The 25977-nt window shown below is 38.4% G+C and carries 18 protein-coding genes; 10 read left to right on the forward strand and 8 right to left on the reverse strand.

Annotation, left to right across the window (positions count from 1 at the left end; genetic code table 11):
- Positions 1–23 precede the first annotated feature (23 nt).
- The gene (gene sfsA, locus H6G08_RS05450; RefSeq protein ID WP_190539567.1) at positions 24–749 is read right to left on the reverse strand and encodes a DNA/RNA nuclease SfsA; all 726 of its coding nucleotides are present in this window, start codon (positions 747–749) and stop codon (positions 24–26) included.
- Positions 750–974: 225 nt separating this feature from the next.
- Between sfsA and H6G08_RS05455 the strand changes: the two genes are divergently transcribed.
- Together H6G08_RS05455 and H6G08_RS05460 are read left to right on the forward strand one after the other, a co-directional pair.
- Complete coding sequence (locus tag H6G08_RS05455) at positions 975–1643, forward strand: 2OG-Fe dioxygenase family protein (protein ID WP_190539429.1); 669 nt, start codon at positions 975–977, stop codon at positions 1641–1643.
- A gap of 476 nt (positions 1644–2119) precedes the next feature.
- A complete protein-coding gene (locus H6G08_RS05460; RefSeq protein WP_190539432.1) occupies positions 2120–2788 on the forward strand; it encodes a 2OG-Fe dioxygenase family protein in 669 nt (222 codons plus the stop codon).
- Positions 2789–3143: 355 nt separating this feature from the next.
- On the opposite strand, the gene H6G08_RS05465 is transcribed toward H6G08_RS05460, so the two are convergent.
- Both H6G08_RS05465 and H6G08_RS05470 read right to left on the reverse strand, forming a co-directional pair.
- Positions 3144–3344, reverse strand: a complete 201-nt coding sequence (locus H6G08_RS05465) for a hypothetical protein (protein WP_190539435.1) — start codon at positions 3342–3344, stop codon at positions 3144–3146.
- A 45-nt stretch (positions 3345–3389) separates the two neighbouring features.
- On the reverse strand, positions 3390–4538 hold the full coding sequence (locus H6G08_RS05470) for a DUF711 family protein (RefSeq protein ID WP_190539437.1): 1149 nt from the start codon (positions 4536–4538) through the stop codon (positions 3390–3392).
- A gap of 176 nt (positions 4539–4714) precedes the next feature.
- Between H6G08_RS05470 and H6G08_RS05475 the strand changes: the two genes are divergently transcribed.
- Positions 4715–5983, forward strand: coding sequence for a tetratricopeptide repeat protein (locus tag H6G08_RS05475; protein WP_190539439.1), 1269 nt, complete (start codon positions 4715–4717; stop codon positions 5981–5983).
- 14 nt (positions 5984–5997) lie between these two features.
- Here the strand turns inward: H6G08_RS05475 and H6G08_RS05480 are convergent, their stop codons facing one another.
- Entirely contained in the window at positions 5998–6303 is a 306-nt protein-coding gene (locus H6G08_RS05480) for a hypothetical protein (RefSeq protein WP_242046077.1), read from the reverse strand.
- 149 nt (positions 6304–6452) lie between these two features.
- Complete coding sequence (locus tag H6G08_RS05485) at positions 6453–6755, reverse strand: hypothetical protein (RefSeq protein ID WP_190539441.1); 303 nt, start codon at positions 6753–6755, stop codon at positions 6453–6455.
- A gap of 248 nt (positions 6756–7003) precedes the next feature.
- On the opposite strand from H6G08_RS05485, the gene H6G08_RS05490 reads away from it, so the two are divergent.
- The 4 genes from H6G08_RS05490 (at position 7004) to H6G08_RS05505 (ending at position 13976) form a co-directional block, all read left to right on the forward strand.
- Complete coding sequence (locus tag H6G08_RS05490; protein WP_190539443.1) at positions 7004–8950, forward strand: S9 family peptidase; 1947 nt, start codon at positions 7004–7006, stop codon at positions 8948–8950.
- Positions 8951–9769: 819 nt separating this feature from the next.
- On the forward strand, positions 9770–11590 hold the full coding sequence (locus H6G08_RS05495; protein WP_190539444.1) for a response regulator: 1821 nt from the start codon (positions 9770–9772) through the stop codon (positions 11588–11590).
- Positions 11591–11595: 5 nt separating this feature from the next.
- Positions 11596–13116 carry a GT4 family glycosyltransferase PelF gene (gene pelF / locus H6G08_RS05500; protein WP_190539446.1) on the forward strand — a complete coding sequence of 507 codons (1521 nt, stop codon included), beginning with the start codon at positions 11596–11598 and terminating at the stop codon, positions 13114–13116.
- Between the two features lie 68 nt (positions 13117–13184).
- Positions 13185–13976 carry a spherulation-specific family 4 protein gene (locus H6G08_RS05505; RefSeq protein WP_190539448.1) on the forward strand — a complete coding sequence of 264 codons (792 nt, stop codon included), beginning with the start codon at positions 13185–13187 and terminating at the stop codon, positions 13974–13976.
- Between the two features lie 68 nt (positions 13977–14044).
- Here the strand turns inward: H6G08_RS05505 and H6G08_RS05510 are convergent, their stop codons facing one another.
- Positions 14045–15856 carry a hypothetical protein gene (locus H6G08_RS05510; protein WP_190539450.1) on the reverse strand — a complete coding sequence of 604 codons (1812 nt, stop codon included), beginning with the start codon at positions 15854–15856 and terminating at the stop codon, positions 14045–14047.
- Between the two features lie 931 nt (positions 15857–16787).
- On the opposite strand from H6G08_RS05510, the gene galE reads away from it, so the two are divergent.
- From galE to H6G08_RS05525, 3 genes are all read left to right on the forward strand, one after another.
- Positions 16788–17999 carry a UDP-glucose 4-epimerase GalE gene (gene galE / locus H6G08_RS05515; RefSeq protein WP_190539452.1) on the forward strand — a complete coding sequence of 404 codons (1212 nt, stop codon included), beginning with the start codon at positions 16788–16790 and terminating at the stop codon, positions 17997–17999.
- A 292-nt stretch (positions 18000–18291) separates the two neighbouring features.
- Positions 18292–22563 (forward strand): polysaccharide deacetylase, encoded by a 4272-nt coding sequence (locus tag H6G08_RS05520; RefSeq protein WP_190539453.1) that lies wholly within the window; start codon positions 18292–18294, stop codon positions 22561–22563.
- A 110-nt stretch (positions 22564–22673) separates the two neighbouring features.
- Positions 22674–24221: a polysaccharide biosynthesis protein gene (locus H6G08_RS05525; RefSeq protein ID WP_190539455.1), complete on the forward strand. Its 1548-nt coding sequence runs from the start codon at positions 22674–22676 to the stop codon at positions 24219–24221.
- A gap of 65 nt (positions 24222–24286) precedes the next feature.
- On the opposite strand, the gene H6G08_RS05530 is transcribed toward H6G08_RS05525, so the two are convergent.
- On the reverse strand, positions 24287–24589 hold the full coding sequence (locus H6G08_RS05530) for a hypothetical protein (RefSeq protein ID WP_190539457.1): 303 nt from the start codon (positions 24587–24589) through the stop codon (positions 24287–24289).
- 157 nt (positions 24590–24746) lie between these two features.
- The gene (locus tag H6G08_RS05535) at positions 24747–25640 is read right to left on the reverse strand and encodes a phosphodiester glycosidase family protein (protein WP_190539459.1); all 894 of its coding nucleotides are present in this window, start codon (positions 25638–25640) and stop codon (positions 24747–24749) included.
- Between the last annotated feature and the right edge of the window lie 337 nt (positions 25641–25977).

Consider the following 25977-nt stretch of genomic DNA (forward strand, 5'->3'; position numbering starts at 1 on the left):
TGCATCTTTTGTTTAGGTTGGAATCAAATTTTGAGTTTTGCTAAACCTAAATAGCGTATCCCCTCTGGAGAGATATCAAAACGACAGGGTAATACTTCTAAACCAAGAGCGATCGCATCCCGTAACAACTTACCATATATAGGGTCTGTAGTATCACCAGGGGCAAACTCCGTACAATCGCCGCGATTAATAAAGTACAGCATTACCGCACGACTTTGAGGTAACAACGCCATCAGTTCTCGTAAGTGCTTTTGTCCCCTAGTTGTTTCTGTATCGGGGAAGATTGCTAAACTACCTTGACACCAAGTTGTATTTTTTACTTCTAAATAAATTGGACGTTCCCCATCACTTCCTGTTAAGAAAAAATCCACGCGACTTTTCTTATCTTGTCCATAAACTACTTCACCTTTGATGTGACTATATTCACCCAATTCAGGGAATAAATATCTCGCTAAAGCTAACTTAACTATCTGATTTGGTAAAGCAGTATTCACCCCTACCCAAGTAGGATAATTATCATCCACCTGAATTAATTCTAAAGTGTAAGCTAATTTGCGTTTCGGATTAGCACTTTGAGAAAGTTGCACCGCACTACCAACAGTAGATACTCCAGTCATCGGCCCTGTATTGGGACAATGTGCTGTTACTATTTCACCATTTAATAGCTGCACATCAGCAAAAAAGCGCTTGTAGCGCTTTAGTAAAATTCCCGGATATAAAGTTGGGTAGCGATAAAGCCAATCCATAATTTTGACAATCTCTCGCGTAACAGCAAAGAGATAAGTTTACCTCTAAAGGATGACTATTTTTACTTTTTGAGTACAACTTTAGGAAGAAATTCTCTTTACCATAGTTTGGCTTTTTTTGTATTTATTTTTACGCCAGTTTAATAAAACTCAGCATACAATAGCTATTATCAGCCTCCTAAAATCAAAAAAGTTAGGAGGGTTGCAATCTGCAAGTAGGTAAATCCTATGCAAACAGTCCAGGGAATGACGGAATTAGAATATGCCTTTCTGTTTACCCTAAGAAAGGTAAATTCCATCAAACTAGAAGGGTTTAAACCATTTTTTAACAATTTGCCTGTAGACCCTTATATTAAAGGGAATTATCGCTCGCGAAGATTATCCAGATTTACAGTTGTCGGCGATAAATTAGTGAAACTACCTCACGGTTATTTCTATCAAAGCAAAGATTACAATCCATTAATGGGAGATATTAAAAGAGAGTTTGCAGAATTGGATGATGCGCTGATAGAACTAGATATATTTAAAAGCTTGGTTTTCGCATTTACTGATTCATGTAAACTTCATCCAGAAGCAGAAATAGGAGTGCATCAGATTAGAATTAGCTGTTCACCTGAGAATATGGGTAATCCTGCGCCTGAAGGTATCCATAGTGATGGTACAGATTTCATCGGTATCTTCTCCGTTAATCGACATAATATTCTCGGTGGCGAAACACGTCTATATACTGCCAAGAAGGAAAAACCAATTTTTAGTAAAATTCTCAATCCTGGAGAACTTTTATTAGTCAATGACCATGAATTTTTCCATTATGCTGCTCCCATTAAACCAGAAATTCCAGAGCAAGGAACATGGGATGTTTTTGTACTAACTTCCCCTAGTTTACTTTCTAATTAATAGGATTAAATAATAGCAGCATAGATTCTCATGAGAAAAGGGAAGCCGCAGCCCTACAGATTCATATTTTTTATAAATTTTAATGACTTGAAATAGGCGGAATAATTAATCTAGCTAAAATATTTGGCAATCTATAAAAGCTGGGTAATTTAATGTAGTCATTTACCCAGCTTTTTTAATGTTTAACAGGAAATAATATGGCTAATAGTGATTTATCTAATTTAATTTATTTAGTTGCTACATCAATAAAATACCTCAGTAATAATATGTAGATAAATGTAACAGCCAATGTGCGATCGCACTGTTGCTTGAGACACTACCTATGCTTGAATAGTACAAAATCTCTTTACCATAAGTTGGCATTTTTTGTAGTTATTTTTACGACAGTTTAATAAAACTCAGCATACAATAGATCTTATCAGCCTCCTAAAATCAAAAAAGTTAGGAGGATTGCAATCTGCAAGTAGGTAAATCCTATGCAAACAGTGCGGGGAATAACGGAACTAGAATATGCCTTTCTCTTTACCTTAAGAAAGGTAAATTCCATCAGATTAGAAGGTTTTAAACCATTTTTTAACGATATGCCTGTCGATCCTTATATTAAAGGTAATTATCGTTCTCGCAGATTATCGCGGTTTGTCGTTGCTGGGGATGAGTTAATTAAACTACCTCATGGTTATTTATTTCAAAGCAAAGAATACAACCCATTAGTAGGAGATATTAAAAGAGAGTTTGCCGAATTAGATGATGCGATGATTGAACTCGACATCTTTAAAGAGATGATTTTCGCATTTACTGATTCTTGCAAAATTCATCCCGAAGCAGAGATAGGAGTGCATCAAATTAGAACTAGCTGTTCACCGGATAATATGGGTAATCCTGCACCTGAAGGTATCCATAGTGATGGTACAGATTTTATCGGTATCTTCTCTGTAGATAGAAACAATATTCAAGGCGGAGAAACACATTTATATACTGGTAAGAAAGAAAAGCCCATTTTTAGTAAAGTTTTACATCCCGGCGAGCTTTTATTAGTCAACGACCATGAATTTTTCCACTTTACTACTCCCATTAAACCAGAGACTGATGCTTTAGGAACAAGGGATGTATTTGTATTAACTTCTCCTAGTTTGCTGATTAATTAATACTATTTACAAGTAAAACCAAACATTTTCATTAAGGGTGTGTTATGCCATAGGTTAACGCACCCTTAATTTATAGTAATTGGGCATGGGGCATGGGGCATAGGGCATTGAAAGATTGATTTTGATTTTTATGCGTTGCATATTTGCGGGATGAATTTAGACTTCTAGACAAAGCTGAAAGTCGATTCTTTGCGCCTTTGCGCCTACCCTGCGGGTTCCGCCTTTGGCGGTATGCGTGAGATAAAAATCATCCCATCAATCAGCAACGCCGATTTTTAGATATATTGGTGCGTTGCGCTACGCGACAACACACCCTACATGTAAACTTATTTAACTACTTTTCTCTTATACCAATTCACCAAATTACTGATACAAATCGCTTCCTCTGCTCCTCTGCTTCCTCTGCTCCCTCTGCTTGCCTATGTGTATCACTTTTAAAGTGAAATGGTATTACTCTTTCTCTTTCTTGGCGCACTTGGCGTTCTTGGTGAGACCAGCCCCCGTCTTGGCGGCTTCCGTCACGATGGGGGACTGGCGAACCCGAAGGGCGGTTCATTTCATCAAAAATAATTGCATCTCCACGAAAATTTATATACCCTCTTCAATCTACTGCAAATATTTGACAATCTACTAAATATGGAGAATTAAAAGCCGTCATTTCTCCAGCTTTTTTACCTGGGATAGGAAATAACCTAGCTGATAGAGGTTTATCTAGCTTAATTGCGAGAGTAGCCATATCAATTAAGATTGCAGCAATTTTTTCAATAGAAATATCGCCAGGAATAGGAACTGTATCTAATCCACAACCACAAACAGCTGAATAAAGTAACAAATTGGTAATATCATAAGTCTTTTCATTAGCTCTTGTCGCTAATCCCACATCTTCACAAACAGGAAGCATCAAACCAGAATAACCACAGATTTTTACTGATACATTTTTTAAAACACGAGTTAACATTCCCGAAATTGCTAGAGTCCCTGGTTGTCCAAATTTACCTTGCATAAGCTTTTCATAGGCAAAAGCAATACTGTTATTTTTATCTAATGATGGCGCAAGGGAAGTATCAATTCCTAGAAAGTTAATTGCAAATTTATCAGATATAATCTCGGCAATATTTGTAACTTGCTTTAACTCCATTTCTAATAATATTTTTAGTTTGGCTTCTGCTGTTGGGATATCATCAGCTTGAGAAAATGCTTGAGTTACCAAATCACAACACTCTAAGCCAATTGCAAATGCTGTATCACCTTGATGGTATGATGTGGGGAAAAATGGGATTCCCGGTTTGCAGTTAGCCCAAGCACAAAAGCGAAAATTTCCATAACCATTTTCGCTATCTTGGGAAATACGCTTAATTACCCTAGCTGATTCTAAGGCATTTTCTAAGTTAATTTCCGTTGCGCGATCGCCAATTTTACTCGAACAATAAATTACTGAGGTTTGTTTGTTAATTTCGGGAATTAAAGCGATATTTTCCGGTTGATTCGCATAACCGATATTGAAAAAACTTAAATTGAGATTTTGACAGATTTCTTCTAAGCGTTGAATTTGACTCAAAATTTCCTTTTGAGATAAACCTTGGAGATATTCCTCCCAAGAATTCGTGGCTATTCTTGTTGTTTGCACTTCATAGCCTTGTTGAGTAAAGATATCCTTTGCTTGTTGGTTAAATTCAGCAGCTTGTTTAATTTTTTCTGCATCTTGAGGAGATTGCAGCGAAATTCCTGTAGTAATAGTTCTGATTTTCATAGGTTTTTATAATCAAAATAACCGCTTGCGGGTAGCTTCTCCCAGAGAAAACGCTAAGTCAGAGAGATTGATAGAGAATATGAAAATTACACTTGTGGTGAGTGGAGCAGTACTAACATAGGAAATGAGATACATTCACCGTGAATACCTAATATAGTCATAACTAAATAAAAGCCATGAGTAACGAATTCTATAATCAAGGTTTGGAAAAAGCTAAACAAAAAGACTACGCTGGCGCAATTGCGGAATTTAATCTGGCTTTACAGCAGACACCTGATTTTCCAGAAGCTTATTTTCAACGGGGATTGGCATATTATGACTCAGGGGCAATTCTCCAAGCTGTGTCCGATTACACCGAAGTCATCAAGTTAAACCCGGAAAGTGTGGAAGCATACTACTCTCGCGCCTTGGCTAGGGTAGCGTTAAAAAATTTACCTGGCGCGTTAGAAGATGTTGAACGTGCAATTCGCTTTAATTCCCATTATGCCGCAGCTTACAGCTTACGGGGGATGGTGCGGCGCAAACAGGGTTATATTCATGATGCGATCGCAAATTTTAAACAAGCTGCGGAATTATATCTCCAACAAAAGGATGCAGAAAATTGTCGTCTGTGTTTGGAAAGAATTAAACAACTACAACCACCAGCAAAACCAGCAGTTACCCCAGCTAATTCTCCGGCTATAAAAATAACATCCCCAAAGGAATATTTTAGGCAACTATTAGATAAGGCAGAAAAAGGAGATACCAAAGAAGCGATCGCAGATTTAAACTGGGTATTAAAAGCCGATCCCCAAGATGCACAAGCTTATTGCTGTCGAGGGGTAGTAAATTGCAAAATGGGTAAATATCAAGAAGCGATCGCGGATTTTAATCAAGCGCTTAAATTAAATTTTGTTGATGCTATTGTTTATCGTAACCGAGGTAAAGCCCGTTGTTTGTTAGGCGATTATCAAGGCGCGATCGCAGACTTTAACCAAGCGTTGCAAACTGAACCGCAAGATGCTTTAGTTTATGTTGCTAGAGGTAATGCTTACCGCGCTATGAGCAATTATCTCGGTGCAATTAAAGACTATTCTCAAGCAATCCAAATTAATCCTGAAGATGCCCAAGCTTATTATAATCGCGGTATTGCCCATACACATTTAGAGGATATGCAACAGGCTATAGAAAATTATCAAAAAGCTGCTAGTATTTTTCTCGAAAAAGAAGACTGGGATAACTATAAATTAGTTTTAGATAGCCTAAATAAAATTCAAAAATCTCTCCCCGAAACCAAACAGCAAAAATATAATCTTCTCCGTCAGCGATTGTTACGTCTAGTTGGCGGACAATGGGAAATAGCCCAAAGATTAATTCAGCAGAAAAAAGATAACTATCCGCAAATGCCAGAAGAGTGGTATTTACAAAAAGTCATTACCGAATTAGAACGCGATCGCGGAGTATAAGCAAGTTTGTGTGATTATTTATTTTTGCGATCTAGGTAAATTTTGAATCCCAATCCACTGCCAAATCCGCCACCAAATATTATCAGGATCTTTAAAATATCCTGATAAACTGTGACATCCTTGTTGACTAAAAAAATAGTTAGAAATACAAAAACAGTAACAAAAATTAAAATTAAAATTAAATTGTATTTTCTAGCTTGTTGCGCGTCTATAAATGCTCTTTCGCTATCTTTCTCTACGCTTTCAAGGATTGTGGTGATATGTTGTTGATTAATTTTATCGAGGATGGGCGAACTAGAAGTTGCAGAAAAGCGACTCATAGAAAGAAATGTTTTAATTTATTTCTTAATTTCTGGTGGAAGACTATCTAATTCCTCTGGCAGTTTTTCTATATATCCACTTTCGGTAGCATCAGAATCTTTATTTGATTCATTTTCTTGATTAGACATTTCAATTCAAATTAATAAAATTACTTCCGGCTTAGATATTTATCTATTGCTATAGATAATTTTGATTCACAAAAATCAATTATTTTCTGCTCAAAAGCACCTTTAACTCTTGCTTCTACTTCATATTCGATAAAAATTGAGCAGGTATAATGAACTAAAGCCTCAAATGCTTTATCGCTAATTTCTCCATTCTTATTTAAATAAGAAAAATAAGATAAAATGCTTTTTAACCTTAATAATCTTTCGTCTCGATTCAATACAGAAAAATTTTCTGGTTCTTTGCTAACAGAAAAGTTAGATATTGTATTAATATTTTTCTCCATGAGAAACACAGTAGATTTTTACCTCATTTTTATTTTCAGGACAGCGAAATTTATTCTTATGTATTGTATATAGTCACAATGTAACATAAAAATAATTTGATTAATAAGTTACTTAATAAATTATTAAATCTTTTCAAGATATGCATTATATATTTTTTTAGTTGTAGCTCAAAGAGCTACAACATCTGCAATAAAGTAGTATATCGAACTTAATTTATCTTGCAGTAACAATCTGGCATAATGGGCGAATGCGATTTTTTTCCAAGTTTTTCATTACTTTCATTGCAGTATTACTACTACCTATTCTCATGGTTTCTGCACAAAATCCTCCGGTTAATCCAGGCGAAAACCTAGTTACTGAAGGTATCCCCCAAATACCTGCATCCCTAGCAGAATCGGTAAATCGCTATACCCAGTTTCGCGCAGCTAGTCTTGCTAGTTGGCATCCCCAGCGCCGGGAAATGTTGATTTCTACACGCTTTGCTGATGTACCGCAAATCCATTTAGTTAAATTTCCCCTGGGGAGTCGCAAGCAGTTGACATTCTTCCCGGAACGAGTCGGTGGTGGTAGTTTTCAACCGACTGAGGGTAATTACTTTATCTTTAGTAAAGATACTAGTGGTAATGAATTTAACCAAAATTACCGTTATGACTTAGCAACGGGGGAAATTACCCTGTTGACTGATGGGAAGTCGAAAAATAGCCGGGGTGTGTGGTCAAATAAAGGCGATCGCACAATCTACACTTCTACTAGACGGACGGGTAAAGATAATGATTTTTACATCATCAATCCGCAAAATCCGCAAAGCGATCGCCTATTAACACAGGTTGAAGGCGGTGGCTGGGGTGGTATAGACTGGTCACCAAGCGATCGCCAATTTTTAGCACAGGAATATATTTCTGCCAATGAAAGCTATCTGTGGCTCATCGATACCCAATCAGGCGAGAAAAAACTCATCACACCCAAAGGCGGTAAGGAAAAAGTCGCCTATTATGGCGGTGTATTTAGTAAAGATGGTAAAGGTTTGTATGTCATCAGCGATCGCGACTTTGAATTTTCGCGGTTAGCATACATTGATTTAGCCACAATCCAGCATACATATCTCACCAGTCATATCCCTTGGAACGTTGAAGACTTCGATTTGTCTGATGATGGTAAACACATTGCCTTTGTTACCAATGAAGATGGGGCGAGTGTATTACATTTGTTGGACACAGCCACAGGTAAAGAAAAGCCACTACCAAAGTTACCAGTAGGTAATATATATGGTGTCAGTTGGCATCGCAACAACCAAGATTTAGGCTTTACCTTAGTTTCTTCGCGCACACCCGCCGATGTTTACTCCTTAAATATTGTCACCAACAAAATCGAACGCTGGACAGAAAGCGAGACAGGTGGCTTAAATACCGAAAATTTCCCCGAAGCCCAGCTAATACGCTGGCAAAGTTTCGATAACAGAACCATCTCCGGCTTTTTGTATCGTCCTCCCGCTAAGTTTACAGGTAAACGCCCAGTCATTATTAACATTCATGGCGGCCCGGAAGCCCAGTCTCGTCCATCATTTTTAGGGCAGAGTAACTATTACCTCAACGAATTAGGCGTAGCCATACTGTATCCTAACGTCAGGGGTTCCAGTGGTTACGGTAAAACCTTCTTGCAGTTGGATAATGGCTATAAACGAGAAGACTCGGTGAAAGATATCGGTGCATTGTTAGACTGGATTGCAACCCAACCAGATTTAGATAAAGACCGAATTTTAGTCACAGGCGGAAGCTATGGCGGTTATATGTCCTTAGCTGTTGCTACTAAATATAGCGATCGCATCCGTGCTTCTATTGATATAGTCGGCATTTCTAACTTCGTCACCTTTCTGGAAAAAACCGAAGGTTATCGGCGCGATTTGCGGCGGGTAGAATACGGTGATGAACGCGATCCCAAAATGCGCGAATTCTTGCTGAAAATCTCCCCAGTGAATAATGCTAGTCGCATTCAGAAGCCTTTATTCGTGATTCACGGTCAAAATGACCCCCGCGTCCCTCTCAATGAAGCCGAACAAATTGTTGCCACAGTCAAAAAGAATCAAGTTCCCGTATGGTATTTAATGGCTAAGGATGAAGGACACGGATTTAGCAAGAAGAAGAATATTGACTTTCAATTCTATGCAACTGTGATGTTTATCAAAGAATTTCTGTAAATTTTTTGAAATAATTCTTGACATTTAGTATTTGTTAAGAATGTAGTCAGCACTCTTGCTAAGTTGATGACCAACGATCATTAGTCGTTGGTCATTTTTTTATATATTATTTTGTCATTTAATTATGACAAGATGATCTGATAAGTGGAAAAGCGATCGCAATTTTTAACCTGAAATGAATCCTTGATTTTTCACACACTTAATTAAAGCAATTGACTAATTACTTACATATCTACTAACTTTTTTAAAGTTATTACTAATTTAATAAAGTGACTTCATGTTAAAATCCAAACGATACTGACTTTTTCTTTTGTTACTTAATTTTTGACGATTAAATAATCCATAAAGTCACTCAGTGCAACAAAATCTATATCAGGGGCAACTAGATATGCAAAATTTCAGAGATATTGAGCATCATCAGCTTGAGTGAAAATTAGGGTGTTCGGTGTAGTAGTCCAACTCACCTGAATGCTTGATATACTTACACTTTCAGCAGCTTTAAAGATGAATAGCAATAGCTGCAGAAAGCAAGTAACACTCTAATTGAACGTCAACACAGAATTGACAATTATACATCAGCAATCTTTACTAATTCTTCTTACATCGAGCTACTTAAGTATATATAATTGTCTATATTCTCTGCCAAAAATTATTATTATCAGAGATTAAATTGTACGTAATGTTAATGGGGTGATATACAAATTTAACCAAAATCTAGATAGGGAAGTGTTGTTAATTAATAACATAATATCTTAATTTTGCACCCCAAAAAACAATGAATTATTTACACACTTTTAGTGAAAGCACCTATATATCTACATGGTTAGTGTATTGCTGGTTGATGACCAAAATTGTATTAGAAGATACTTGGAAGCTCTACTAGATCCAGTTTTGGATTTACAAGTAATCGCTAAGACTCCAAAAGGGAAAAATCCGATTGAACAAGTAGCTACTCTACAGCCTGATATAGTCCTCATAGATATAGATACACTCCGCTTAGATGGAGTGCGAGTAACTCAGACTATCTGTCAGCGATTTCCACTAGTCAAAGTTCTGTTGTTAAGTAGTGACGATCGCGACGAATATATCCATGAAGCCTTAGATGCTGGAGCAATGGGCTATTTGCTCAAAGATGCATCAACTGAGGAATTTCGCGATTCCATGCGCTTTTTTTGTGAAAGTTATAGTGAGTTAGAAGCTCATTTTCCCGAAGAATCCCTGGTAAAAGTTCCCGTAGCTAGTTCAGTCTCTGCAAACTCAGCTTATGAAGAATCTGCTGTCAAACTTCCTGCGGCAGAGAGAAGACTCAGTTTACCTGCGACTCATTCATCTCACTTGAAGTCAGCCGGAAACTTAACCCTACTACCAAGCAAGCAAAAAGAGATTCCCACTGAAGCCAATCCCCCATCACCTAAACAAATAGGTTGGCAGCAATTATTAATCCTACTCATGATTGCGGTGGGTGGGACAACTGGTATATATCTGATCCGCCAAGCCTTGAGAACGCCGTTACCATCTTTGAGCTACTTACAACAGCAATCAGCCTTGATGGGTACAGAATTTAGCGGTAAAGTGAAGCCCGCAAAGATAGTCAAAATCGCCGCTTCTAGCCCTTCAGTAGTAGAAAAGATTAATGTGAATATTGGCGATCGCGTGCAACTCGATCAACCCCTGATGGTGGTAAAAAATCCAGAGGGAGACAGGGAAATTGAACAAATTTTGCAGCAACGCCAAAGCCTGCTACAACAGGAACAAGCAGCACTCCAACAACAGCAAGCAGCGCAACAAAAAGTATTTATCTGGGAACAGAAAATTAGCGATATCAAGCAAAACGAATCCCCTCTAGCTGAAAAGATAGCCGATGCAGATTTAGAGCTATCCTTATCGCAGAGCGAAGCTGATAAACTGCCTTTACCCCAAAGACAAGATTCGATAGAAAGAACCAAAGCTATATACGAAAGAGCGCAATCACGAGTGCGACGGTTCGGACAACTTTATCAACAAGGTGCGATCGCTAAAGATCAGCTAGAACAAGCCGAAGCAGATATGAGAGTCGCTAAAGCAGATTATCAAGTAGCTATAGATGCTGCAACTGCCGCCAACGATTTAGAACGCGCCAAAAAGCAGAAATCTCAGTTACAGCGTCAAGTTTCCCTAGAACAACAAAAACTCAAGCGCCAAGAACTAGAGCAACAATTAAAAAATCTGCGTTTAGAAGCGCAACAAGCCACCGAACGATTAAAATTAATTCGGCAACAAGCAACTCAGCTATTCCAACGACAAATGCCATCGACAAATACCATAGTCAAGGCAACAACATCAGGCGTAGTGGTACAACTACCAGTCAAGATAGGCGATCAAATCTTTACTGGCAATCCCCTCTTAGAATTGGCTCAACTTAAGTACCTCAACGTGGAAGTATTGGTGAATGCGCGCATCATTAATGCTCTACGTCCAGGTCAAAAAGCCACTGTGAAAGTCGGTGTCGGTAAAACTGCGCAGAAATTTACAGGAAAAATCATCACGATTAATCCTATACCCGCAGAGAACATGAATCACAGTGTTGAGATCCAATTTGAAAATCCTGAAGATGCTTTACTAGTGGGGCAAATGGCATCTATCCAGTTTTTAAAAGAGTAATATTGATGAAGAAACTCTCTGTATTATTAACTACGGAAGGGACGTATCCGTATCATAAAGGTGGTGTGAGTACCTGGTGCGATGTTTTAATCAGCCAACTACCAGAGATAGATTTTCATGTATTGGCGATCGCAGCTAACCCCTACCTAGAGTTACGCTATAAATTACCAGATAATATCAAGCAACTAGTTAAAGTACCCTTGTGGGGAACAGAAGACCCTGTAGAATACTCTTGGCGCTTTCCCTTTTCTCAAGCCTTTAAAAGCAAAATCGCCACTACCAACAGAGTAATTTCCAGCCAATTTATCCCTTTATTTGAGAGTTTTTTAACAGCCATCCTCTTTGGCCAAGCAGATATTGAAAAATTAGGCTACCTCATCCTAGCCATTTATAAATATTTTCAGCGTTATGACTACCACAAAACAATGGAGTCAAAACAGGTATGGTCAACTTTTCAAAAATTAACCTCTACTCATTGGCATCCGTTAGTTAATCCGGCTACCGTCACCCTTCTAGAACAGACGGAAGCCATGCGCCTACTTTATCGGTTTCTGATCCCCATTCATATCCCTGTTCCTCAAACCGATCTCACCCATGCCTCATCTGCTGGTTTTTGTAGCTTACCTTGTGTCATTGCCAAATTAGAACGAGGCACGCCCTATCTACTCACAGAACATGGTATCAATATCCGAGAGCAGTATCTCAACTTAAATCGCAGTATTCCCTCCCTCTTTGTCCGACAATTTTTATATCGTTTAATGGGAGCCGTAGTTAAGGTTAACTACCACTACGCCGATCAAGTTTCTCCCGTGTGCGAATACAATGCCCGTTGGGAGCGTTGGTGGGGTATCCCCGACCATAAAATCAAGGTGATTTATAACGGAGCCGATCCGAATATTTATCATCCTACCCCGCCAGTGACAAAAGAACGCCCTCAAGTCATGAACATGGGCTTAATTTTCCCCCTCAAAGGACAACTGGATTTAATCGCCGCCGCCGCTATTGTTCGCGAGAGAATCCCTAATGTAGAATTTCGCTTTTATGGGCGTCCTTCCGATGAAAAGTATTTTGCCCAATGTCAAGAACTAGTACGTACCCATAAATTAGAAGACAATATCAACTTTGCTGGCTTTACCAGCGAACCTTGGCGCGCGTACAGTGAAGCCGATGTTGTAGCGATGTCGAGTATTTCCGAAGGTTTCCCTTACGCGCTGATTGAAGCCATGCTTTCAGGAGCTACCATTGTTTCTACTGATGTAGGTGGCGTCAATGAAGCATTAGGTGATACAGGATTGATGGTGCAAGCCCATCGCCCACAAGCCCTAGCTGCGGCAATTTTACAGCTACTCGAATTACCTGAAGAAGAAAGGCGAAAATTCGGTCAGCGAGCCTATGAACGCGCCATAAATCTATTTACACAGCAAAAATTCTTAGATGCCCACCTAGATACTTATTACCATCTCACACAGCGAGTAATAAAAGACACAATGCCCAAAAAAGAATTGGCGATCGCATCTTCTATGTAAACACCATGACCAAAAACAATTGTACAGACGCGATTAATCGTGTCTCTAACAAATCCCACAAATTAATCATGAGTACCTTATTGACAGCAACACTTGCTTGCAGTGCTATCAAGCCAGAAACTGCTATAGCTCAAACTAAAATTCTCATTCCCCTATATTCCTATCCTACCTGGTACAATCCCCCAACTTACACTTGGCCGCAAGTCGCAGCAGCAGCCAAACAAGTACCAATTACCGCCATTATTAATCCTAATAACGGCCCCGATAATGGCCCCCCCAACAGAGACTACGCCAGAGGGATTCAAGACCTCAGACAAGGGGGAGTAACAATCCTGGGTTATGTAGCCACAAATTACGGTAAGCGCAATATTAATCAAGTCAAAGCCGATATTGATATCTACGCTAAACACTTTCATCTTGATGGAATTTTCTTAGATGAAGCCGCTAGCGGAGCAGATAAACTCGACTATTATCAGGAAATTTACAAACATATTAAAACTCAGCCTAAATTGCAAATGGTTGTACTCAACCAAGGAACTCAAACCGATCAAGGTTATCTAACTCGACCAGCTGGCGATAATTTAGTAATTTTTGAAAATTATTCCAAAGCTTGGAATGAATACCAGCCTCAGTCATATATCAAAGATTACGCAGCCAAGCATTTTTCCTGTTTAATTCACTCTGTCCCTGATGCAGCCACCATGAAAAAACATATCAATCAAGCAGTGGCGCGCAATATCCAATATATCTATATCACAGATGATAGTCCCGATAATCCTGACAAAGATCCTTGGAATAGCCTACCCTCTTACTGGCAAGAACAAATAAATCATATCCGTTCCTTAAATCAAAAAATATAGCTGTTGACTGTTGACTGTTGACTGTTGACTAATGACAGCCTTAACCAGCTATTTTTAATTGCATCGCCCTATTTAGGGAGCTGATCTTCAGGAACCTGAATTTGATAAATTCTCAAATCCCGATCTTCATAATAAATAGCCACATCTTTCTCATGGAGGTGACGATAAGTCTCACACAACTGCAAAGCCGTAAATTCTAAACTCGCACGCCCAGCTGACGAACGATAATTACGATAGGTAGGGTCAGATAAAACCGAATAGGGAAGTGTGTAATTTTCGCTAATTCCCGTAACCAATGGTCTTTTTTCCACCAAGATAAACATATTTTCGACGGAATAACGAAAATGAAAATCAGGATTGCTAACTTTAGCAGCATACTTTTCAACAAATAAACCCAAATCCTCATACCAACCTGCACCATAACTTTCTGCAAGTTGTTCAACAGGAGCCACAATTAACCAGCGCTTGATCGGGAATCTCGCTCTTAGTTCTAGGGTTTTACGTGCAGCTATCTCATATTCTAGATAACTAAGTTTGGGCGGATTTGGCAACAAAAAATTAACTGCGATCGCAAACACTAAAATCAAGCAGGTAATTTCCGACCATAAACCCAGTACCAGACTCAGCAACCAGCTAACAGGGATTAACATCAATCCCCAAAGCCAGCTTAGTCCTACAGGGAGTGTCACTAAAAAACTGCTTTCCCATCCTAAAGGATTTTCCGGTAAAGCAGAGACTAAAGCTAACAATATCCAACTCGTAGTCATGACAGTCAGCGCTATTCTTCCAGCAAAGAAAAAGCTCATACCGCCAATTAATGCCAAAACTAATAAAGTGGGTTTAGCGATCGCCACAATCGTCAAGCAACAAACTGTATCAATCACAGCATCTCGACGGTGTAAACTTCTCGATGCTTCCCAACCTCGTGCTAATCCTAAAACTAGAAATATCGCGCCTATTTCTAAGTTACCCCCAGCCCATTGACGAATTAAGGAGGAATTTAAACTTTCTGTCACCGTTGTCAGCCATTGCTGTAACCATAGCGGCGTAACCTGAGATAATTCTAGATGAGAAGTGAACAGATAAGCCCCTAAGCTATACATAGCACCAAAGCCTGCTGTTCTATTTTGAGAAATTACGCCCAGACTATAGCCAACACTTAACACCAACAGACAACCTAACAAAGGGTTAAGAAAGCGGATAACTTGCATAGCATCAACCGCACCCAACAGAGATAAGACGCTAGCCAAAGTAGACAATGTAGGAAAAGAGTGAATCTGTCCCGGCCAATCCCCAGCGATAATTTGTCTAGTAGCTAGTAACACCCCATAACTATCAGGATTACCAAACCGCAGTTCCCGTAAGGGATGCTCAAACCGCAGTAATACAGCAAAGGTCAGGATGACAGCGAGCAGTAGCACCTCTAGGATATTTTGTGAAAGTGCGATCGCGATTAATTTCTCCACCATCGCCAATTCTTCTTTCCCAAACTGCAGAATTCTCTGCCAACCTTGACGAATTTTCGGTAAAAAGCCTTGATCTAGTGCATCTAAAACAATACATCCTACCCTCTGATTGATCAGTTGTAACTGTTTTCTGAAGCGCCAATTATGGTGATGTAACCAGCGCAGTAAAAAACAACCACCATATAAAAATACCAGCGTAAACCAGCTAAACAAGTGCAACGCACTCAGCAGCCAAACCCCAAATAAAGTAACTAGCACTATTCGCGACCAGCTACCAACTATGCGGCTAGCCCAAGACATTTTATCTGGAAAAATAAAAACTTTGCTGGGTAGCCAAATAAAGACAATTACAAACAACATCACTACCCATATAGTAGTGAGTACATCAAAAATAACAGTTTGCAGAAATATCACAATTATTTACATTAATCTATATTGAAATTTCACCAGCCTAAAATCAGTTAACAGCAAATTTGACTGTCACAGCGCCCAGTGTCCAAATTTAGGCTAGTATTGGCACCTGAATGATTATAAATTGATTAGTCAATAATATTGATAAAGCTATCATGAAAACCGATGCAAAAGTCTTCTCATAATAGTTTTTTAAATTGCCCAGAGTCTTACTCTGTTGGCGCTATCAGCTTGATTACAACATGCTAATTAGCTGTTCAAAGGCAAGCAATCACAAAAAAATGAGGAAAATCTGAAGAAAGTAAAGTTAGTATTTTCACTGCTCTTAACGAATACTTTATAGATAGTTTATTGATTCTTTATATGAATTGTAATATGTTGAATAGCGGCAATTGATATTATGAAAACTGCCAAGACTAATTTTAATACAACTTACTTAAACAATACTTAACATAGTTCAATGTTCTCCTAAAGGTAGGGAATAATAATGCTGAAAAGCAATAGCATAAAATCCACAAAAATATTGTGAAGAGCAGGATAACTTTTTGCTGATGAAATAACATATAATTTGTATTTTCAACACAAAATCAAAAAACAAGCACTGAAAAATTTACCTGTAGTTTATGGTCTAATAAGTATTTACATAAGACAATAGATGTATGATATCAACCAAATTAAAATTAATCTCAAATTGGAGTAAAATTCCAATTTATTACTCAAAAATTGCTAATATAACCTAAATTTCTAGAGATGCAATAAAAAAACGCTGAATACTAGAATACTATAAGTGATTGGTTGATAATCTGCTGTTAGAACAAAATTTTGGCATAGAAGGTAAACAATTTGCCTTCTAGCCAAATTTTTGATGCATAAATAGAAAAAGTTATTTATGCGGGTTAAAAAATTATGTTTCCTTTCATTCAGGTAGAAAACAATGTCTAAAAAAGTATTAGTAACCGGAGGCGCTGGTTATATCGGCTCCCACACCGTCCGTCAACTAGGAGAAGCTGGTTATGATGTAGTGGTTTATGACAATCTCTCTAGTGGTTCTGCTGCATCAGTCATCTATGGAGAATTAGTTATTGGTAGCCTTGACGATCAAAAACTATTAGCTCAAACTTTTAGTCAACATAAATTTGATGCAGTCTTGCATTTTGCCGCCTATCTATCTGTACCAGAATCAATAGTCAAACCTCTTGACTACTATAGTAATAATACTTCTAACACCCTAAATTTATTACGTTGTTGTCAATTATTTGATGTTAAAAAAATAATTTTTTCCAGTACAGCTGCTGTTTATGGTCAACCTGAAGACAATCTAGTCACAGAGTTATCACCGACCAAACCCATGAACCCCTACGGTCGCTCCAAACTGATGAGCGAACAAATCATTCAAGACTTTGCACAAGCATCAGAATTAAAATACGCAATCTTGCGTTACTTTAACGTCGCTGGTGCAGATACCACCGGAAAATTAGGTCAATCTGCAAAAAAAGCCGAACACTTAATTAAAGTAGCTTGTGATGCAGCTTTAGGTCGTCGTCCCTCCGTCAGTATCTTTGGCACCGACTTTCCCACCCCAGATGGAACTGGAATTAGAGATTACATCCATGTAGAAGATTTAGCTACAGCCCATGTAGATGCATTGCGCTATCTAGAAGCAGGAAATGAGAGTCAAATATTCAACTGTGGCTATGGCCAAGGCTATAGCGTGCGAGAAGTTTTAAAGATGGTGCAGAAAATCTCTGGAGTAGACTTTCCTGTAATTGAACACCAACGGCGTGCAGGCGATCCAGCTTGTGTGGTTGCTAGTTCTGATAAAATTCGCAATATCTTAGGTTGGGAACCCAAATATAACAGTTTAGCAACCATTGTCTCTACAGCTTTAAACTGGGAAAAAAAATTAATTGCTCTGGCTACATTAGAAAAACAGCTAGCCCAAGAAAATTTTCGGCTAGGTGCGCTATTGCTAGAAAGCAAAAATATTTCACCTACTCAATTAGAACAAGCATTACAAGAGCAAGCCCTGACTCAGCAAAAATTAGGAGAAATACTAGTACAAAAATCTATTATTTCTGCACAAATGCTAGAGAAATTTTTGCTAGAGCAAACTTGGAGAAGACAAGGAATTTGGCTGCAAGTATAAATAGCCTAGCCTGGTTAATAATCGGTAAATCTAGAAAGTTGTGGAAATTTTGGCAGATATAACTGCATATTTCCACTTAGGCATTAAGTAAAAATAAGTAGTGCGAGCATCTTGCTCGCGCGGGCATCTTGCCCGCACTACAAATATTAAATTGTTCAACTTATTTTTACACGACTCCTTAAGTTCAAGTGGTCAATTACTGCCGAAATGCAGACATATTTCTGCCGAAATCACATATCAATTTCAAGCATAAATTTTTCTCAAAAATCTACCTCTTGGAGAAGCAAATCACATGTCTAATGACCTGCAACTAATCAAGCTAGAAGAACTGCTCAAAAGAGCAATCGGTAACATTAGTGAATTCTTCACCTCTGCTGATTATTCACAAAAAATGAATTTAGCATTTGGTAAAGATTGGAATCCAGCAAAAGCTCAGAAAGTAATTAAAGACATAATCAATTATTCCAGCTTACCCAGCATTAAAATAGTTGAGGCATCAGCAATAAACGGAGGAAAAGGAGCTTTTGGTAGTTTCAACAATACAATTTATCTATCAAAAGCACTGTTAAACGATTCTACCGAAAGTGTGGATGTATTAATAGAAGAACTCGGACACTATATAGACTCGCAAATAAATAGCCAAGATGCACAGGGCGATGAAGGCGAAATTTTTTCAGCAGTAGTTCAAGGTAAAGAGTTAACGCCAACTCAACTAGCAGCATTGAAAAGTCAGAATGATACAACCAGTGTCTTGATCGATGGAGAAGTCAGAACATTAGAGCTAGCAACAACTTACGGTAATATTACCCTCGATGGTAACCTCAGCGATTGGACAGCAAAGGATAGATTAGATTTTCTTCCCGGAACAGGAGTACAAGGATTTGAAATCTATGGGAAGTATACAGGTGATGCCTATGTTTTTGCCTTAAAGGCAGATAACCTGGCGATAGGTGCAAACACAACATTATGGCTAAATACAGATAGGAATTCTACGACAGGCTATCAAATATTTGGTACATCTGGGGGCGCAGAGTATAACGTTAACTTCGCAGCAGATGGCTTACCCTATCTTTACACAGGAGCAGCCGGAGAAAATTCTATTAGACCATTAGATTATGGCTTTAGTAGCGATCAAAAAATAGTTGAATTCGCCGTACCAGGATCGAATCTGGGAACATCAGTACCACAAGCAATTGATATTTTAGGGGATATTAATAACACGGCATTTATACCGGGAGATTATGCTACCCAAAAATACACAGTATATGGGGGACAAAATCTACCAACAAGAACAGATCTGAGTAAAAAAGTAGGTATAGTTTTTTCAGCAACTACAGCGAAACAATTTTTTAGCGAAACAGCGTATCACCAACTGTTCTTGTCGATGCAAAGCCAAGCGATGCAGGCAGGGATTCCCTTTGATATTCTCACAGAGGATGACTTAACTGATATCAATAAAGTTGTCAATTATGATTCGCTAATCTTTCCCTACTTTGCAAATGTACCCCTGGCGAAACTAGATGCCATTCAAGAGACACTCACAAAGGCAGTTTATCAATATAACATTGGTCTAATTACCGCCGGAAATTTCTTAACTAACGATGAAAACGGTAATGCTTTACCCGGAAATTCCTATACCCGGATGGAGCAGTTGTTGAATCTGAAAAGAACTGGTGGTAGCACCACACCGGTTAATGGTGTTCTCAACGCTGAAATTACTACTCATCCAGTGATGCAAGGGTACAATCCGGATGAGGTAATTCGCAATTACAATAACATTACCTATGACACTTATGGTGATGTTGACCCTAATGATAATAAAACACCCATAGTTCTCGCAGATTTTCTGGTAAATGGGCAGAAAGACAATGCTGTGCTAGCGACACAAACCGGAGGCAGAAATGTCCACTTTAGTACTCCGGGATTCATGGCGGATAACAATTTATTGTGGAAAGCATTGCAATGGGCTGTTCTGGATGAGAAACCCAAAGTCGCTTTAAATATGAGTCGGGATGCGAGTATTTTTATTTCTCGCAATGACATGGATCAGTCTCAAGAAGCTGATGATGTGAATCCAAATGGAAACACTCCAGGAGTTTACGATAAACTGCTGCCAATTCTAGAGCAATGGAAAAATGACTATAACTTTGTAGGGTCATACTACATTAACGTCGGTAACAATCCAGCCAATGGGCAATTTACTGATTGGACTGTCTCCAAGCCTTACTATGACAGGATGCTGGCTCTACAAAACGAAATTGGTACCCACTCTTACACTCACCCAGAAGACACAAATCAGAGTACATATAAAGAAAATAATGCATCGGCTCCTGTAAGTCCCACTCTTACTAATGCACAATATGCTACCAAGTTGGAGTTTGAATTTAACCAATCACAATTAGTCATTGAGCAACAATTAGGAATTACCGTTACAGGTGCAGCGATTCCCGGAGCGCCAGAAGGTATAGGAGTTTCCAAAGAGCTTCAGAAATACTTATCCTATGTTTCTGGTGGTTATGCAAGTGTGGGTGCAGGTTATCCTAATGCTTTTGGCTTTTTGTTTCCGGAGAATAAGGATTATGTTTATCTTGCTCCGAACATGTCCTTTGATTTTTCGCTGGTGCAGTTTCGCCAGTTAACACCACAACAAGCGGAAGCAGAATGGCTCAAAGAATACACTGGCTTAACAAATCGCGCAGCCCAAGCCATCATCCATTTTCCATGGCATGATTATGGCCCAACAGTGTGGGATACAGATCCAACGGATAACTCAGGCTCGCCTTACACTCAGGCAATGTTTACTAATTTCATTGCCAGAGCATACAACGATAATACAGAGTTTATTACGGCTGAGGAGTTGAGCCAGCGCATCAGAACTTTTGAGAAATCACAATTAACTCTTGATTATCCCAGTGCAAATACTATTACTGCCACTGTTGCCGGAGTTACTGATGTAGGCGCTTTTGGTTTGAATATCGATCCCACTCAAACCATTAAAAGTGTCAATGGTTGGTATGCCTACGATAAAGATACGGTATTTTTACCACGTAATGGCGGTAAATTTACAATCAATTTGGGCACAACTCAAGATGATGTAACCCGTATTATTGACCTACCAATGCGTGCCGAATTAACTTCAGTTGTTGGTAATGGTACAGATTTAGAATTTTCATTCTTTGGTGAAGGTAAAGTTGTCTTAGATATCAAAAATCCCGGTGCATTGAGTCTAGTAACCGAAGGTGCAAGCAGTACAACTCGTAACGGTGAGATTGTCGAGATGACTTTTAACGGTCTTGCCCAACATACTGGTAGGGTGAGATTAGTTGTGGATGCGCCACCAACTGTTGCTAACCCCATTGCTGATGTCAGTGTTCTTGAGGATGCAGCAGATACTGTCATTAGTCTCAGCAATGTCTTCATAGATATTGATAACGCTGCTACTGGCATTACCAAGACAGTTAAAGCTAATAGTAATAGTGGCTTAGTTAATGCCAGCATTGCTAACAATAATTTGACTCTGGATTATCTACCTAACCAATTTGGGACTGCGACAATTACTATTACCGGTACATCGAATGGCAAAACTGTTGATGATACCTTTACAGTCAATGTAACACCTGTAGATGATGCACCGATTGTGGGTACTCCAATTGCCGATGTTGTTGTTAATCAAGGTTCTGCTAACACAGTTATCAATTTAGGTAGTGTCTTTACTGATATAGATAACGACGTTGCGGCGATTACTAAGTCGATTCTCTCCAACAGCAATAACACCTTGGTGAATGCCTCAATTGTAGGTAATTCTTTAACCTTGCAATATTTACCCAATCAATTTGGTACTGCACAAGTGACTGTGCGTGGTACATCTGGCGGTAAAACGGTTGATGATACATTTAGCGTCACTGTTAATCCGGTAGGCAATGTGATTAACGGCAACTCTTTCGGTAACTTCCTTATAGGGACTTTTAATAGAGATATCATTAACGGATTTGGCGGTAATGACACCATAGATCCTAAAGATGGTAATGATGTTGTTTATGGTGGCGATGGTGCAGATTATGTTTGGGGAAGTTTTGGAGATGATGCGATTTTTGGAGATGCTGGTAATGACAATTTATCTGGTGGCTCAAATAACGATACTCTCACAGGTGGTAGAGGTTATGACACATTAGATGGTGACTCAGGAATTGATACTCTGATTGGTGTCAACCCCAACGATACCTTGGCAGGAGTAGGGGAGATTGATACCTTCTATGGTGACGATCAAGCTGATTTATTTATATTGGGTGATAGAAGTAAGGCTTACTACAATGATGGTAATAATTTTACCTCTGGCACAGGGGATTATGCGCTAATTGAAGACTTCAGTACCTTTGAAGGGGATAGAATTCAACTCTATGGTAGTGCCGCAAACTATATACTTACTGGTGTGTCATTTAATTTCTCCTTCGGTTCCCATCGATCACTTTACTTAAGAACTAGCGGACAGGATGAACTCATTGGAATTATTGAAGGAAATAATAGTCTGAGTCTCACTAGTAGCAGTTTCACTTATGTGAGCTAAAAAATTTCTAGCCTTGAATTTGCGGCAATTGGTGAGATACAAATAATCTCAGGGGCACAAAATTTTGTGCCCCTAATGATGTTATCTAGATTTGATTTAAATACAAAATTATGATTGCAGAAGATGATAAATTATCTGAGTTAGTTAGCGCTATTGAAGAAGTTAGCTCCGCACCTGCTGATTTTTGGCAAGTTACGGCAATTATAGAATCATTAGGTTATACGGATAGAGTTATTCAGCAGGAATTTGGTTTTAGTGATGCTTTATCGTTGGGTAAGTATGTTTATGAGAATCATAACTTTTCTTTAGCAGCGAAAGTCATCAAGCCGAAGAAAAAATTTTGGCGGAATTTGTTGAAAGAGATGCAAATCTTCATTGAACAATTCTCACAAAGTTTTGTTTTTGCTTTACCTTTGCTGTTGATATTGCTGTTAGAATCTCTTGATGTAGATAATCAATCGCCCCTATTACCACCGGAACTAGCTTCATTAATTACTCTGGCAACTATGGCTAGTCTGACTATTAGTGGGGGATTTGTCCAGATGATTAGCCGGAGGGGAGAATTTTATCTCAAATTGGGCGAACCAATACAAGCTAGAAGAGTTTGTTTGCCGATTATTTATTTAGGTACAGCTACTAGTATTATTGTAGGTTTATTGGGGCTGTGGTTTGGTTTTTATCAAGGTCAGTTTGCTGATGAATATTTAATTTTGGCGGCTGTATATTATTTAGTTTTGAGTTTACTGTGGATGCTATTAGCAGCCGTGGGGATTCAATTACGCTGGTGTACGCCAATAATTATGTTGGGGTTAAGCGGATTATTTGTATTGTTAAGAGTTTGGATTAATCTAGATGCATTAACTGCCCAAATTATTAGTATGTTTGCGACTTTATTAGTAGTAATCTGCTTAGTTGGTTTTGGGTTTGGTAAAGATAAGAAAGCAAGTCAAACTACTGCAACAAAAGTTCCCTTACCTCGCTTGAGTGCGCTGGTATATTTATTAGCTCCTTACTTCTTTTATGGCATAGCTTATTTTAGTTTTATTTTTGGCGATCGCATTGTGGCAGGTTGGGCTGTAAATCCTGCTTCGGGGCTAGTTTTTGCGATTCATGCTGACTATCAACAGGCTATGGATTTAGCTTTAATAAATTTTCTTTTGTTGGTTCCATTCGTGGAATATTTAAGTTATCGGTTTATTAGTTATTGGTTTAAAAATTCCAAAAATTTAAATGTAACAAAGCTGGCTAAATTTTATCGTCAATTGTCTTATCGCTACTGGTTAACTGTGGGCTTAACTGTGATATTTTTTAGTCTTTGTGTGACTATTACGTTTCTTTTGCTAAAGCCAGAAAGTTGGAGTTTACAAACAAATTTACAATCGTTATTTGGTTGCTTAGGTTATTTATTTTTTGTCATCGGACTATTAAATTCAATATTGCTGTTTAGTCTGAATCAAGCAGCTATGGTAGTTAAAAGCATTATTCCTGCGTTGGTACTTAATTTAACTTTGGGTTACATTTTAGCAAATTTGATTAATCCCGATTGTGCAGTGATTGGTTTAGTCACGGCTGCTATTTTGTTTATGTTGCGTTCAACTCATAAAGTTTCGCAAGTGATGAAGCAACCGGATTATATATATTACCTTGCTGGATATTAAGTAGGGGTCAAATAGAGAAATATTTTCATCTAGAATCTAAAATTAGCAAATGAATAGCATCATCTTTAGCGGGGACATTCAGGTAAACTTTTCTCAGCATAATTACAATCAAAATAAATTAGAGCCTCTCTACTAGAGTCAAAACTTGGAGTTGTAATGTAGGATTTACTGTTGGTACTAGCTTCTATTGACCAAATTTTTAAGTAGTAACTACCGTTATCATCACTAGACCATAATTCATAACGATAATTACCTCCAGAACCTTGACTAGTTAAATAATCGGCTAGGGCTGTATGTGCTGTAGTTAAGCAGCTTAATACAGCTAAACTAGGAATTAACACGACTTTCAAGAAAATTCTGAATTTCATAAATATGCCATAAATCTACCTTATATAGCTTCCTAGATATGGATTTATTTTCACATCAGTAATAATGTTGAATATTATGTAAAGTTATGCCAATAACATTAATTCCATTGTTCTGATTTTTGATTCTCCTTGATTATTGACCAAGGGTTGCTTATGATTAATTCTCTTGTACCAATAAAACTGATTTTACCTGGCGCTTGATGGGTTTGCGTACCAGATTTAGTTTGCCATAAAAAGTTTTACCGTTGTAGTAAAGAGAAGATGAACTACCGCCATCTAAATTCATGGCTTTTTTAGCACCAAGAGTTTGCATAAAAGCTGCTAATTCTGGTAAAGACATTCCCGATTTTGCTAGTCGGACATTGGGTTTTTGGGCTACCATGACTAGGAGAATATTACCATCATCAGTAATCCCGATCGCAGTTCTTGAACTAGGTCGATTGCTATCAATTGCATCTCGTCCATTGGCTTTGTCAACAAACCCTTCTGGTTCTGAGGTGAGTTCTGGTAAAAGATTGGGGCCTCCACCTACAACATCGACTATTTGACAGCCAGCTAACGGTGATTCATTGTGGGGGGTGATATCGTAGATGACGGTTTCTCCGCAGAGATAGCGACGGAATTCTGTGCGATTGAAAATTTTGCTGAGATAAGGTTTTAAGTTGGGATTATTTATAAGTCTGGGGTTATCTTGGGGATTTGCTACGACACGCCCAGAAATCATGACATGGGATGTAGACTTTTGATTAACAGGGTCAAAAAAGCCTGCATTTAAGATTGCTTTGACTCGATGCTGCTTGGTAAATTCATCTACAGTTGCTACTTTATCTGAGATTGCAGGTGTGATGAGAAATCGGCTATCAGTCGGAATTGAAAGAATATGCACTACGCTTTGCGGTAAGGTACGCTGTTCGTAGCTGATGGTTTTTGGTGGGGGAGGTGCAACATTTGGCACTTTTGATATAGAGGAATGCAACTTAAATAATAGTGGCATCCCAAAACTAACTAGTGTAAGACTCAGCAGCCAGATTTTTTTGACTTGAGTAGTCATATCTTAAATTAAGTTGAAAATTAACTAAATAAATATTACGCGGGCAAATGTGCCAATTCCCGATAGGGTGAGATAGTATTTTTCTCAATGGGAATTATTAGCCTGTATTTTTTACTATTTTTTAATGTTTTTTGGTAATAAAATATGTAAACGATCGCACTTTTACAGATTTACAATAAAGGCGATCGCACTTTGATAGTTAAGGATAATTGTAGCTACTGTAATTTTCGGTAATGCTTGCGTAATTCTGATGAATTGATCGCCAAATGGGTAGAGTAGTTGATTGTTGATATTTCCTTACCGAAATTTTTGAGAAAGAATCGACACAGGTTTTTCT

It is taken from the genome of Calothrix anomala FACHB-343 (assembly GCF_014696435.1).
GTDB classification, from domain to species: Bacteria; Cyanobacteriota; Cyanobacteriia; order Cyanobacteriales; family Nostocaceae; genus Aulosira; species Aulosira anomala_A.